Consider the following 13,284-nt stretch of genomic DNA (forward strand, 5'->3'; position numbering starts at 1 on the left):
TCGCCGACAGGGCGATTGGCGCCCTGCGGCCTGAACGCTGGGAGCCCTGTTGACCACCTCGCCTAGCACCGTCCCCGCCACCGAGACCGACGCCGTCGCGCAGACGGCGGTCCGCACGTTCGTGCTGGACACGTCGGTGCTCCTGTCCGATCCGCGTGCGTTGAAGCGGTTCGCGGAGCACGCGGTGGTCCTGCCCGTGGTCGTCATCACGGAGCTCGAGGCGAAACGGCACCACCCGGAGCTCGGCTACTTCGCGCGCTCGGCGCTGCGCATGCTCGACGAGCTGCGTGTCAGCAACGGCAAGCTTGACGAGCCGGTCGACGTCAACTCCAGCGGCGGCACGCTGCGCGTCGAGCTCAACCACACGGACACGGAGGTGCTGCCGTCGGGCTTCCGTCTGGGCGACAACGACACGCGCATCCTGGCCGTGGCCGCGAACCTCGCGGCGGAGGGCCACGACGTCACGGTCGTGTCGAAGGACCTGCCGATGCGCGTCAAGGCCTCGGCGCTGGGCATCGAGGCGGAGGAGTACCGCGCGGAGCTCGCGGTCGAGTCCGGCTGGACCGGCATGCGCGAGATCCAGATCTCCGACGAGCAGATGGCGGGCCTGTGGGAGCACGAGTCGCTGCCCACCCCGGACCCGGCGCTGTGCGGCGAGGACCTCAGCGCGCTGCCGGTGCACACCGGCCTCGTCATCCACGCGGGCCGCGGCAGCGCGCTCGGCCGGGTGACGGAGGACGGCGCGGTGCGGCTGGTCCGCGGCGACCAGGAGGTGTTCGGGGTCCACGGCCGCTCGGCCGAGCAACGCATCGCGATCGACCTGCTGCTCGACGAGTCCGTCGGCATCGTGTCGATGGGCGGGCGGGCCGGCACCGGCAAGAGCGCCCTCGCCCTGTGCGCGGGCCTCGAGGCGGTGATGGAGCGCCGGCTGCACAAGAAGATCATGGTCTTCCGGCCGCTCTACGCGGTGGGAGGCCAGGACCTGGGCTACCTGCCGGGAGACGCCGCCGAGAAGATGAACCCCTGGGCGCAGGCGGTCTTCGACACGCTCGGCGCGATGGTCTCGAGCGAGGTGCTCGAGGAGGTGATGGCGCGCGGCATGCTCGAGGTGCTGCCGCTCACGCACATCCGCGGCCGCTCGCTCCACGACGCGTTCGTGATCGTCGACGAGGCGCAGTCGCTCGAGCGCAACGTGCTCCTCACGATGCTGTCGCGCATCGGCCAGCAGTCGCGCGTGGTCCTCACGCACGACGTGGCGCAGCGCGACAACCTCCGCGTGGGCCGTCATGACGGCATCGCGGCGGTCATCGAGGCGCTCAAGGGCCACCCGCTGTTCGCGCACGTGACGCTCGAGCGCTCCGAGCGCTCGGCGGTGGCGGCGCTGGTCACCGACATGCTGGAGAGGCTCGACCTCTAGCCGCGCTCGGCCTCGGATGCGACGATGCCCGGCCCCCGCGAGGGGAGCCGGGCATCGTCGCTGTCAGGGTGCGACTACTCGGCGGCTGAACCGCCGTCGACCGCGCCCTCGAGCAGCGGCACCATGCCCTCCAGGGCGACCGGGATCGACGAGGGGGAGTTCGCGAAGAACGCGCCTTCGAGCTCGGACTCGGTCAGCCACACGTTGCCGCCCGTCGCGGTGGTGTTGAGCGTCCCGAAGAGCGGCAGCGACTCGAGGGACGTGCGGGCGTCGGGGTTGGACGCGACCTGCCACACGAGCGTGTCGAGGTCGCCGAGCATGTCGAGCTGCTCCGCGCTGATCGACAGGAACGTCTCGCTGCCGGGCACTGCTGTCACGTCGAAACCGAGCTGGGCCAGGAACTGGTTGCGCACATCGGTCGAGGCGTACACGCCGGCGTTGCCTTCCCAGAAGAAGCCCACCTGCGAGGTCAGGCCCTCCCACTCAGGGTGCGCCTCGCGTGCCGCGGCGAACTGGGCGTCGACGTCGGCGATGATCTCCTCCGCCTTGTCGGAGGTGCCGGTGGCGGCCGCGAGCAGGGTGAGCTCGTCGGCGAGCGACACACCCCACTCGACGGTCTCGACGCCGTCGGCGCCGGTGCCGGGGCGGGTCACCACGGGGGCGATGCCGGAGAGCAGGTCGAACTCCTCCTGGGTCATCGTGTGGCTCGGGTAGGTCGCGACGATCAGATCGGGCTCGAAGGACGCGATGAGCTCGGCGTCGTAGGTGTCCCCGGGCGTGAAGGTCTCGGGCTCCGCTCCGGCCGCGATGCGGTCCGCGTCCGCCCACGGGGCGGTGCCGAGCTCGTAGCCCTGCCAGGACTCCGGCACCGCGACGGGGGCGACGCCGAGCGCGTAGAGGTACTCGTGCTCGTGCGAGCCGAGCGTGACGACGCGCTGGGGCTCGGACTCGACGGTGACCTCGCCCATGGCGGTGTCGAGCGTCACGGGGAACGCGGCCGAGGTCTCCTCGGTGGCGGCGGGCTCGGCGGAGGTGCTCGAGCCGGCCTCGTCGGTGGTGCTCGACGCGCACGCGGCGAGCGCGAGGGCCGCGGCCGCGGCCATGCCGATCGCGCCGGCGCGGCGCTTGGTGGTGGTGAACATGCCTGTCCTTTCGGGGGATGGGTCGTTGGGACGGTCGGGACGGTCGGGGTGCGAGGCGGGGGCGCGGGTCATCGCGCGCCCCCCGGGCCGTGCGCGGGAACCACCAGCGGGGTGCCGGTGACGGGGTCGGCGAGCACACGGGCCTCGAGCGCGAACACCTCGCGGATGAGGTCCTCGGTGAAGACGTCGGCGGGGGCGCCGGCGGCCGCCACCACGCCGTCGCGCATCGCGATGACGTGGTGGGCGTAGCGCGCGGCCTGGTGGAGGTCGTGGACGACCATGACGATGGTGCGCTCCTGGCGGGTGTTGAGCCGGTGGAGCAGGTCCATGACGTCGTACTGGTGCGCGATGTCGAGGTACGTCGTCGGCTCGTCGAGGATCATCACCGGGGTGTCCTGCGCCAGCGTCATCGCGATCCAGGCACGTTGCCGTTGACCGCCCGACAGCTCGTCGACCACGGCGTCCTGGATGTCGGTGAGCGCGGTCGAGTGCAGGGCCGACAGCACGGCGGTCTCGTCCTCGGCGCTCCACGGCCGCAGCACCTTCTGGTGCGGGGTGCGGCCGCGCGCGACCAGCTCCTTGACGGTGATGCCGGCGGGGGCGATCGGCGACTGGGGGAGCAGGCCTACCCGCCGCGCGACGTCGCGGGTATGCATGCGGTGGATGTCCTCGCCGTCGAGCAGGATCGTGCCCTCGGTCGGATGCAGCAGGCGCACGAGCGCGCGCAGGAGCGTCGACTTGCCGCAGCCGTTGGGGCCGACGATCGCGGTGATACGGCCGTCCGGCACCTCGACATCGACGCCACGGACGATGGGATCGCCGCCGTAGCCGATGACGGCATTGCGTGCCTGCAACCTGGTCATGCGGGACCTCCTCGGGATGCGCGCCACACGAGCCACAGCAGGTACGGGGCGCCCACGGCGGCGGTGAACACGCCGACGGGAAGCTGGACGGTGGTGGGCATCATCTGCGCGACCTGGTCCGCCGCCAGCAGCAGCAGTGCACCCATGAGCGCGGATGGGATGAGGGTGACGCCCGCGTTGCGGGTGAGGCGCAGCGCGATGGCGGGCGCGACGAGCGCGATGAAGCCGATGGGACCGGTGATGGCGACGGCGCCGGCCGCGAGCAGCACCGAGCACACGGCGAGCATCCCGCGTGCGGCGGCCACTCGAATGCCCAACGCGCGCGCGGCATCGTCGCCCATCTCCATGGTGCGCAACGCTCGGGCGTGCCACAGAACCGGCGGCAGGAGGATCGCGAGGACGGCGGCGGCGACGGTCACGTGCGTCCACGTGCGCCCGGTGACCGAGCCGACGAGCCAGCCGAGCGCGTTGCTCGCCTCGTGCACGTCCATCCGCGTGAGGAAGTACTGGGTGGCGGCCTGCGCGACGAAGCCCATGCCGATTCCCGCGAGGATGAGACGAAGGGGCACGATGCCCCGCTTGAAGGACAGAGCGAAGATGAGCGCGGCGACGGTGAGCGCGCCCACGGCGGCGCCCGCTGCCGTGACCCACAGCGAGGTCGCGCCGACGAGCCACAGCGTGAGCACCGCGCCCGCGCCCGCGCCCGCCGAGATGCCGATGAAGTCCGGGGACGCGAGCGGGTTGCGCGTGAGGGACTGCAGGATCGCGCCCGACAGCCCGAGCATCGCGCCGACGAGCACGGCCGTGAGCGCGCGCGGCGCGCGGACCTGGCCCACGATGAAGTCGGCGGGGGCACCCACGGGGATCCCGACGGCGGCCCTGAGCGAGTCCAGCACCGTGATGTTCGACTGCCCCTGCATGAGGGCGAAGACCAGCAGCGCCGCGAGGGCGGCCGACATGATGAGGCCCACCGCGAAGGTGCGGCGGTGCGTGGTGATCCCCACGGGGCCGAGCGTCAGGGTCCTCATAGCTCCACGACCTTCATGCGTCGCGCCATGAGCGCGAAGATCGCGCCGCCGATGAATGCGGTGGTGATGCCGACGCCGATCTCGCCGGGGGGTGCGATGACGCGGCCGATGACGTCGCACACGAGCACGAGGGCGGCACCCCCCAGCGCGCTGATGACCAGCAGCCACGGCAGCGAGGCGCCGACCAGCGCACGGGCAAGGTGCGGCACCGCGAGGCCGACGAACACGATGGGTCCTGCGGCGGCCGTAGCGGCGCCCGCGAGCAGGGTGACGATGAGGATGATGGCGGTGCGCGTCGTGCCGATGCTCACGCCGAGCGCACGGGCCGCGTCCTCGCCCAGCGCGATCGCCTGCAGCTGACGCGACGCGACGAGGCCCGCGAGGATCGCGACGACGACGATCCATGCGAGCGCGGTGACGTCGTAGTTCTGGCGGCCGGTCAGCGAGCCCGCGACCCAGAGTCGGTACTGCTCGATCGTCTCGTCGTTGAGCAGCAGGATCGCGTACGTCACGGATGAGATGAGCGCCGTGAGCGCGACGCCGGCCAGCGCGAGGCGCACCGGCGCGCCGGCGGCCGCGCCCCGGGCACCGATCGCGTAGACGAGCACCGCGGCGAGGCCCGCGCCGACGAAGGCGACGGGCACCTGCGTGGCGTACGAGGTTGCGAGCCCCGTCGCGAGGCCGATCACGACGGCGAGCGCGGCGCCCGCGTTGATGCCCAGGAGCCCAGGGTCCGCGAACGGGTTGCGCGTGAGGGATTGCATGAGCGCGCCCGCGACGCCGAGCGCCGCGCCTGCCAGGACTCCGATCACGGTGCGCGAGACCCGCAGCTCGCTCACGATGAGCTGCTCCGGGTCCTGGGGGTCGAGGTCCGTGAGCGCCTGCCAGACCGTGCCGAGGTCGATCGATCGCGAGCCGACCGCGAGCGACAGCGCGATCGCGACGCCGAGCGCGACCAGGCACAGGACCGCGATGACGGCACGCTTGCGCATCGCACTCCTCGGGTCGGTGGGCCGCGCGGCAGGGCGCGTCGGTAAGGCCTGCCTAACCTAGCCCATCGGAGGGGTATTTGGAAACGCGGTCGTGCGCTAAATGCGGGCGGCGATCACGCGTGCGGGCCGGCCTCCGCGTCGATCTCCGGCGCGGGGCAGGCGTCGTCCGGCACGGCGACGTCGATCCCGTAGAGCGCGCGGATCGCCTCGAGGTACTGGTTCGCCTCGCCCGCCTGCGCGTGCTCGCGGGCCCGCACCGTCGGCGTGTGGAGCAGCGTCTTGGCGAAGCGGCGCAGCGCGAGCTCGACCTCGTCGGCGCGGTCGATCGCCTCCTGCGGGGCGCCCGCCGCGGGACGGACCCGCGCGACCTCGCGCTCGAGGAGGCCGAAGACGTGCTCGCGTAGCGCGACCACGGCGGGGTCCAGCGAGCGGGCGTTCTCGCCGTCGCCGAAGCGCGCGACCGCGTGGGCCACGATCGATCGCGCGGCGTCGATCGCGCCGACGGCCTCGCCGGGGGCGTGCGCGCCCACGTCGTCGAGACCGATGACGGTGACGCCGCGGAGGTCGCCCACGCCGGGTGCGATGTCCCGGTGCAGCGCCAGGTCGATGAGCGTGAGCGGGGAATCCAGGCCGTGACGCGCGGACGCGACCAGCGCGGGCGTCAGCACGACGGACTCGCCGCCCGAGCACGCGAACACCACGTCGGCCTCGCGCACCGCGAGCTCGAGCCCCTCGAGCTCGACCGCGTCGATGCCGTGACGCAGCGCGAACTCGTGCGCGCGGCCGGACGGGGAGAACACCGCGTCGACGCTCGCGCCGCGGCCGTGCAGGGTGCCGACCGCGGTCTCGGCGAGCGCGCCGGTGCCGATGATGAGGACGCGTGCGCCGTCCCAGGCGACGGACTCGTCGGCGAGGTCGAGCGCGACGGACACGACCGAACGGCCGGACGTGCCCAGGCCGGTGGACGATGCGACGACGCGCGACGTGCGCAGCGCGGACTGGAACAGGCGGTCGAGGCGCGGGGTGAGCTGCTGGCGGCGCTGGGCCTCGAGGTGCGCGCGGCGCACCTGGCCGCTGATCTCGCGCTCGCCCACGACCATCGACTCGAGGCCCGAGGTGACGGACAGCAGGTGGTGGATCGCGTCGTCGTCCTCGTACGGCGACATCGCGCCCTCGATGGTGGACGGGTCGAGCGCGCTCGCGCGGGCGATCGCCTCCACGACCTCGCGGCGGGCGGCGGCCGGGTCCTCGGTGTCGACGTACACCTCGAAGCGGTTGCACGTGGGGAGCACGACGGCTCCCGCCACGGAGCCGCCGGCGGCGATCAGCTCGGCGGCCAGCGCGTCGGCGCCGACCTGGAGCTGCTCGAGCACGGCGAGGTCGCGATTGCGGTGCGAGGCGACGAGGGACACAAGGGACACGCCCACAATTCTGACACGGGACCATGACAGGGCAGAATTGAGGGCGTGTCCGCCCTGCCCGCCTCGCATCCCCTCGTCGACGGCCGCGTCGCCGACGCCCCGCTCCTCGCCGCGCTGAAGGGGGAGCGTCCGTCGCATCGTCCCGTCTGGTTCATGCGCCAGGCGGGCCGCTCACTGCCCGAGTACCTCGAGGCGCGCCGCGGCACCACGATGCTCGAGTCCTGCCTCACGCCCGCGCTCGCGGCCGAGATCACGCTGCAGCCCGTGCGCCGCTACGGGGTCGACGCGGGCATCTTCTTCTCCGACATCGTCGTGCCCATGAAGGTGGCCGGCGTGGGCGTCGAGATCGCCGCCGGCGTGGGCCCCGTCTTCGAGCGCCCGATCCGCACGATGGCCGACGTCGAGGCGCTGCCCGCGCTCGGCGAGGCCGGCGACGGCGGCGCGTTCGACGCGTCGCTCGAGCCCATCCGCGAGGCCGTCCGCCTCACCGTCGCGGAGCTGGGCGGCACGCCGCTCATCGGCTTCGCGGGCGCACCCTTCACGCTGGCCGCGTACATGGTCGAGGGCCGCCCCTCGCGCGACCACCTCGGCGCCCGCCGCCTCATGATCGAGGCGCCGGAGGTCTGGGACGCGCTCACCGCGTGGACGTCGCGCGCCGCGGGCCTGTTCCTGCGCGCCCAGGTCCTCGCGGGCGCCTCCGCGGTCCAGCTCTTCGACTCGTGGGCCGGCTCGCTCGCGGCCGCCGACTACGAGGCGCACTGCCGCCCCGGCTCCGCCGCCGCCCTCGCGGCGGTCGAGGACCTGCCGGTGCCGCGCATCCACTTCGCGGCGCACGGCTCGCACCTGCTGCGCCCCATGGCCGAGGCAGGCGCCACGGTCATGGGCGTCGACTACCGGCTCCCGCTCGACGAGGCCTCGCGCCTCCTGGGCGGCGCATACCCGCTGCAGGGCAACATCGACCCCGCGCGCCTCGGCGCGCCCGCCGAGGTGCTCGAGGCGCACGTGCTCGACGTCCTCGCCCGTGGCGCGGAGGCCCCGGGCCACGTCGTCAACCTCGGCCACGGCGTCCCGCCGGAGACCGACCCCGACCAGCTCCAGCGCATCGTCGACCTCGTCCACACGCGTGGCTGAGCGGGTCCTCGTCGTCGGCGGCGGGGTCTCGGGTCTGCTCGCCGCGCGCCGTCACGCGCGCCGCGGCGCCGTGGTCACCGTCCTCGAGGCGGGGGAGGGCTGGGGCGGCCGCGTCAGCTCCGTCGAGGTCGAGGGCCTCACCGTCGACGCCGGCGCCGAGTCCTTCGCCACCCGCACCCCGGCCGTCGAGGGCCTCGCCCGCGAGCTCGGGCTCGGTGGCGACCTCGTCGCGCCCACGCGCGCGCCCGCGTGGGTGGTGACGCCGGAGCGCGCGTACCCCCTTCCCACCACCGGCTGGCTCGGCATCCCGACCCGCCCGCTGCTCACCGACGTGCGCCGCATCATCGGATGGGGCCCGGCGGCCGAGGCCGCGCTCGAGCGCTCCCGCCCCCTCGGCGAGGTGGCGGACGATGCGACGGTCGGGTCGCTCGTGCGGGCGCGGCTGGGCGAGCCGGTCGCCGAGCTGCTCGTCGCGCCCGTGCTCCAGGGCGTGTACTCGCGGCCTCTCGACGAGCTGCCGCTCGCGGCGATCGACCCGAGCCTGCCGCAGCAGCTGCGTGACGCGGGCAGCCTCCTCGAGCTCGCGCGCCGGCGCCGCCGCCTCGCGCCCGCGGGCTCGGCGGTCATGGGCATCCGCGGCGGCATGTGGCGCCTCACCGACGCGCTCGCGGGTTCCGCGCGCGAGGCGGGCGTGCGCCTCGTCGTCGGCACCGCCGCCGAGTCCGCCGAGCACCTCGACGGCGCGTGGCGCGTGCGCGCCGGCGGCGGCACCCTCGTCGCCGACACGCTCGTGCTCGCGGTGCCGCGCCCCGTCGCGCATCGTCTCGTGCCGGGCCTCCCGGAACCGCCCGTCGAGCGCCGCGTCGCGCTCGCCACGCTGGTCCTCGACGCACCCGAGCTCGACGCCTCCCCGCGAGGCACCGGCGTGCTCGCGCTCGGCGGCGTCACCCGCGCCAAGGCGCTCACGCACGCGACCGCCAAGTGGCCCTGGCTGCGCGACGCCGCCGGCGGCCGTCACGTGGTGCGCTTGTCCTACGCGCTCGGCGAGCCGGGGGAGGACCTGCTCGCGCACGCGCTGCCGGACGCGAACCGCCTGCTGGGCGTCGACCTGCCGGAGTCACGTGTCCGCGCGTCGCGGCTGGTGGAATGGCCCGACGCGTCGCCCGCCCGCGTGAGCGACACGCGCCCGCTGCCCGGCCTCGAGCTCGTGGGTGTGGCGGCAGGGCTGTCCGGGCTGGCCGCGATCGTGGGGGCCGCGACGCCCAGGACCTAGGTCCCAGCGATTTCCCACGCGGGACCAATCCATCGGAAGATGGTGCGCATGACCGAGAACCCCTCAGGCTTCACCCTGTTCGCCGTCCTCGACGGCATGCTCCACGCCCCCGACGAGGAGCTCGCGGAGGTCGTCGAGCACTTCGACGCCGCGGTCGCCGAGCTGGCCGACCACGACGTCACGCTGCGCGGCATCTACGACGTGTCCGGACTGCGCGCCGACGGCACCGTGATGCTGTGGATCCACGGCCCCGTGCTCGAGGACCTGCAGCTCGCGCTGCGCGAGCTGCGCGCCACCGAGCTGCTCGCCGAGACCACCCTGACCTGGTCGGCCGCGGGCGTGCACCGCGACGCCGAGTTCAACAAGCGGCACGTGCCGGGCTTCCTGCGCGGCGAGCGTCCGCGCGACTGGCTCACCGTCTACCCGTTCGTGCGCTCGTACGAGTGGTACCTCCTGCCGGAGGAGGAGCGCTCGGTGATGCTGCGCGACCACGGCATCAAGGGCGCCGCCTTCAAGGGCGTCGTCGCCAACACCGTCGCGGCCTTCGCGCTCGGCGACTACGAGTGGCTCCTCCCCATGGAGGCCGACGAGGTCACCGACCTCGTCGACATGATGCGGGAGCTGCGCTACACCGAGGCTCGTCGCCACGTGCGCGAGGAGCTGCCGTTCTACACCGGTCGTCGCGTGACGACCGCCGAGGCCGTGGAGGTGCTCGCCTCATGACCGCCGCATCGTCGCTCCCCCCGCTCGCCGCATCGTCCCGCACGGTGCCGGCGACCACCTACGACGCGATCCTCCTGGCCGGCTTCGGCGGCCCGGAGGGTCAGGACGACGTCATCCCGTACCTGCGCAACGTCACCCGCGGCCGCGGGATCCCCGACGAGCGCCTCGAGGAGGTCGCCCACCACTACCGCCACTTCGGCGGCATCAGCCCCATCAACGACCAGAACCGCGACCTCAAGGCGGCGCTCGAGGCGGAGATCGCGGAGCGCGGCCTCGGCCTGCCCGTGTACTGGGGCAACCGCTTCTGGGCGCCGTACTTCGCCGATGCGCTCAAGGAGCTGCACGCCGACGGCCACCGCAAGGTGCTGGTCCTGGTGACCACGTCGTTCTCGAGCTACTCGGGCTGCCGTGCGTACCGCGAGGACCTCGCGACCGCGCTCGCGGAGACCGGCCTCGAGGGCGAGCTCGAGCTCGACAAGGTGCGCCAGTACTTCGACCACCCCGGCTTCGTGAACCCCAACGTCGACGCCGTGCGCGGCGGCCTCGCCTCGCTGCGCGAGCAGGGCCTGCTCGAGGGCGCCCACGTGATGTTCGCGACGCACTCCATCCCCACCGCGGCGGCCGACGTCTCCGGCCCGCGCGAGTCGCTCCCGTCGGGCGAGGACGTCCCCACGGGCGGCGCGGACGAGTGGTACGCCGGCGGCGGCTGGTACGTCGCGCAGCAGCGCGCGGTCGCGGCGCTCGTCATGGACCGGGTCGCCGACGAGTTCCCCGACGTGCCGTGGTCGCTCGTGTTCCAGTCGCGTTCGGGCTCGCCCGAGATCCCGTGGCTCGAGCCCGACATCAACGACGCCATCGAGAAGCTGGACGATGCGGTCAAGGGCCTGGTCATCTCGCCCATCGGCTTCGTGTCGGACCACATGGAGGTCGCGTGGGACCTCGACAACGAGGCCGTCGAGACGTGCGAGGAGCGCGGCATCGTGCCGGTGCGCGTCCCGACCGTCGGCGTCGACCCCCAGTACGTCGCGGGGCTCATCGACCTGGTCGAGGAGCGCCACGTCGCGCCGGGCGGCACGCCGCGCGAGCGCGAGGCCCTCACGGACCTCGGCCCGTGGCAGGACGTGTGCCCCACGGACTGCTGCCTGGGCCGCGCCGCGAAGCCGACCATCGCCTCCTGCTGAGACGACTTCCAATGACAGATGTGACGGGTTGTGTCTGTGTGAAGGATGGGGCCGCCTCGTCGCCCTGCCCCCACGCGTCACATCTGTCATGGGGAATCGGATAACGCAACAGGGCTGTTGCGTTAATTGGCCGTCACCGCCTACAGTGGCTCGCACCGGGCGGCCGCGGGGCCGCCCCCGCCCCACCTGGAGACGCCCATGACCCTCACGCGCGAGGCCCTCACCGACGTCGCGGCGATCGCCGCGGCCGCGCCCCACACCCAGGTCCGCCTGGCCACCGTGCACGGCGCCGCGGTCGTGATCGGCGAGCACCCGGACGGGTCGATGTGCGTCGACGGCTTCCGCCGCCTCATGGCCGCCTGGGTGGAGGGCTGCGAGCCGCAGGTCGACTCGGTCGCCTTCGTGGGCGCCACCTACGAGGCCGGCGTGCTCACGTGCGGGGACTCGCGGCTCTTCGCGACCCGCCTGAGCGCGCAGGACACCGCCGCGTGCCTGCGCGAGCGCTCCGGCTGGCCCGACGAGGCCCACGCCGTGGTGCGCGAGGACCTGCTGCTCGACGTCAGCGTCGTGCAGGTGACCTCGGACGCGCTGGACGCGGACGCGCTCGACGCGGCCGTGCGCGACGCGCAGGCCGCGTGCGTGGTCGAGGAGCTCTGCCGCGAGGTGTCCGCGGCGTAGGACGAGCCCGCCGGATCGGGGACGACCGGCGGAGACGAGCGACGGGCCCCGGGGATCTCCCCGGGGCCCGTCGGCGTCTCTCGCGGCGCGGAGGCTAGCCGCGCGCGGCCTCCTCGAAGGCGCGGCGCGGGTCCTGGATGCGGCCCATCGACACGAGGTCGCGGCGGAAGAAGGCCGCGGCGGTCCAGTCGAGCGCCACGCGCGCCTTGCGGTTGAACGTCGGGATCGCGAGCAGGTGGTACGTGCGGTGCATCACCCACGCCGGCCATCCGCGCAGCTTGAAGCCCATGGTCGTGGCGACGCCCTTGCCGAGGCCGAGCGATGCCACGACGCCGAGGTGCTTGTGCTTGTACTGCTCGAGCGGGCGGCCGTCGAGCCGGCGCGCGATGTTGGCGCCCAGGTGCTTGGCCTGGCGCACCGCGTGCTGCGCCGAGGGGGCGCACCAGTCGCCCTCGTCCTCGACGAGGTTGGGGACCTGCGCGCAGTCGCCCGCGGCCCACGCGTTGCCGATCGGCACGCCGTGCTCGTCGATCACCTGGAGCGTCGCCGCGGTGTTGACGTGACCGCGCGGGCCCAGCGGCAGGTCCGACGACTGGATGACGGGGGAGGGCTTCACGCCCGCGGTCCACACGACGGTGTCCGCCTCGAAGCTCTCGCCGTTCGACAGCTGGACGTGGCCGTCGACGCAGCTCTCCAGGCGCGTTTCGAGCAGCACGCGCATGCCGCGGGCCTCGAGCTCCTCGACGGTGTAGGCGCCCATCTCGGGGCCCATCTCGGGGAGGATGCGCGGCGCGGCCTCGACCATGACGAAGTTGAAGTCGTCGGCCGACAGCTCGGGGTAGTAGCGCAGCGAGGCCTTGGCCATGTCCTCGGTCTCCGAGAACGCCTCCACGCCGGCGAAGCCGCCGCCGACGAACACGAAGGTGAGGAGCTTGCGGCGCAGCTCCTTGTCGTCGGTGGTCGCGGCGCGCGCGATGCGACCGAGGACGCGGTTGCGCAGCGCGATGGCCTCCTCGACGTACTTGAAGCCGATGCCGACCTCCGCGAGGCCCGGGATGGGAAGCGTGCGCGACACGGCGCCGAGCGCGACGACGACCTCGTCGTACTCGACGGTGAGCTCCTCGCCCAGGTCGGTGGTCGCGACGACCGTGCGGGCGGCGTGGTTGATCGAGTCGATCTTGCCCTGGAGGATGCGCGCGCCCTCGAGCTCGCGGCGCAGCGGCACGACGGCGTTGCGCGGCGCGATCGACGCGGCGCCCACCTCGGGCAGGAACGGCGCGTACGTCATGTACGGGCGGCGGTCGATGACGGTGATGTCGACCTTGTCCTTGGCCTTCCGCATGAGCGTGAGGGCGGTGTAGAGGCCGACATAGCCTCCGCCAAGGATGAGGATTCGGGTGCGTGACATGAGGACACCTCCAGGGAGGGGAACCCG

At 73.4% G+C, this 13,284-nt stretch carries 12 protein-coding genes; 6 read left to right on the plus strand and 6 right to left on the minus strand.

Going from position 1 to position 13,284, the window contains the following annotated elements; genetic code table 11:
- Positions 1-49 precede the first annotated feature (49 nt).
- Positions 50-1,417, plus strand: a complete 1,368-nt coding sequence (gene phoH2 / locus QQX09_RS07100) for an RNA 5'-3' helicase PhoH2 (protein WP_436969052.1) — start codon at positions 50-52, stop codon at positions 1,415-1,417.
- A 74-nt stretch (positions 1,418-1,491) separates the two neighbouring features.
- On the opposite strand, the gene QQX09_RS07105 is transcribed toward phoH2, so the two are convergent.
- The 5 genes from QQX09_RS07105 to QQX09_RS07125 all read right to left on the minus strand — a co-directional run bounded on the left by QQX09_RS07105 (position 1,492) and on the right by QQX09_RS07125 (position 6,863).
- Positions 1,492-2,559: an ABC transporter substrate-binding protein gene (locus QQX09_RS07105; RefSeq protein ID WP_301132824.1), complete on the minus strand. Its 1,068-nt coding sequence runs from the start codon at positions 2,557-2,559 to the stop codon at positions 1,492-1,494.
- Between the two features lie 68 nt (positions 2,560-2,627).
- Positions 2,628-3,422 (minus strand): ABC transporter ATP-binding protein, encoded by a 795-nt coding sequence (locus QQX09_RS07110; protein ID WP_301132826.1) that lies wholly within the window; start codon positions 3,420-3,422, stop codon positions 2,628-2,630.
- Positions 3,419-4,450, minus strand: coding sequence for a FecCD family ABC transporter permease (locus QQX09_RS07115; RefSeq protein ID WP_301132830.1), 1,032 nt, complete (start codon positions 4,448-4,450; stop codon positions 3,419-3,421). Before QQX09_RS07115 ends, QQX09_RS07110 begins: the two co-directional genes overlap by 4 nt.
- On the minus strand, positions 4,447-5,442 hold the full coding sequence (locus QQX09_RS07120; RefSeq protein ID WP_301132833.1) for a FecCD family ABC transporter permease: 996 nt from the start codon (positions 5,440-5,442) through the stop codon (positions 4,447-4,449). The genes QQX09_RS07115 and QQX09_RS07120 overlap by 4 nt, the downstream gene beginning before the upstream one ends.
- A 113-nt stretch (positions 5,443-5,555) precedes the next feature.
- Positions 5,556-6,863: a glutamyl-tRNA reductase gene (locus QQX09_RS07125; RefSeq protein WP_301132835.1), complete on the minus strand. Its 1,308-nt coding sequence runs from the start codon at positions 6,861-6,863 to the stop codon at positions 5,556-5,558.
- A gap of 45 nt (positions 6,864-6,908) precedes the next feature.
- Between QQX09_RS07125 and hemE the strand changes: the two genes are divergently transcribed.
- The 5 genes from hemE (at position 6,909) to QQX09_RS07150 (ending at position 11,849) form a co-directional block, all read left to right on the plus strand.
- Positions 6,909-7,994, plus strand: a complete 1,086-nt coding sequence (gene hemE / locus QQX09_RS07130; RefSeq protein WP_367307552.1) for a uroporphyrinogen decarboxylase — start codon at positions 6,909-6,911, stop codon at positions 7,992-7,994.
- Positions 7,987-9,267, plus strand: coding sequence for a protoporphyrinogen/coproporphyrinogen oxidase (locus tag QQX09_RS07135; RefSeq protein ID WP_301132837.1), 1,281 nt, complete (start codon positions 7,987-7,989; stop codon positions 9,265-9,267). Before hemE ends, QQX09_RS07135 begins: the two co-directional genes overlap by 8 nt.
- 48 nt (positions 9,268-9,315) lie before the next feature.
- A complete protein-coding gene (gene hemQ, locus QQX09_RS07140; RefSeq protein WP_156156060.1) occupies positions 9,316-9,990 on the plus strand; it encodes a hydrogen peroxide-dependent heme synthase in 675 nt (224 codons plus the stop codon).
- On the plus strand, positions 9,987-11,171 hold the full coding sequence (locus QQX09_RS07145) for a ferrochelatase (protein WP_301132839.1): 1,185 nt from the start codon (positions 9,987-9,989) through the stop codon (positions 11,169-11,171). The genes hemQ and QQX09_RS07145 overlap by 4 nt, the downstream gene beginning before the upstream one ends.
- Before the next feature lie 198 nt (positions 11,172-11,369).
- Positions 11,370-11,849, plus strand: coding sequence for a hypothetical protein (locus QQX09_RS07150; protein WP_301132841.1), 480 nt, complete (start codon positions 11,370-11,372; stop codon positions 11,847-11,849).
- Positions 11,850-11,943: 94 nt separating this feature from the next.
- Here the strand turns inward: QQX09_RS07150 and QQX09_RS07155 are convergent, their stop codons facing one another.
- Positions 11,944-13,257: an NAD(P)/FAD-dependent oxidoreductase gene (locus tag QQX09_RS07155; RefSeq protein WP_301132843.1), complete on the minus strand. Its 1,314-nt coding sequence runs from the start codon at positions 13,255-13,257 to the stop codon at positions 11,944-11,946.
- Between the last annotated feature and the right edge of the window lie 27 nt (positions 13,258-13,284).

The sequence above is a fragment of the Demequina litoralis genome (assembly GCF_030418455.1).
GTDB classification, from domain to species: Bacteria; Actinomycetota; Actinomycetes; order Actinomycetales; family Demequinaceae; genus Demequina; species Demequina litoralis.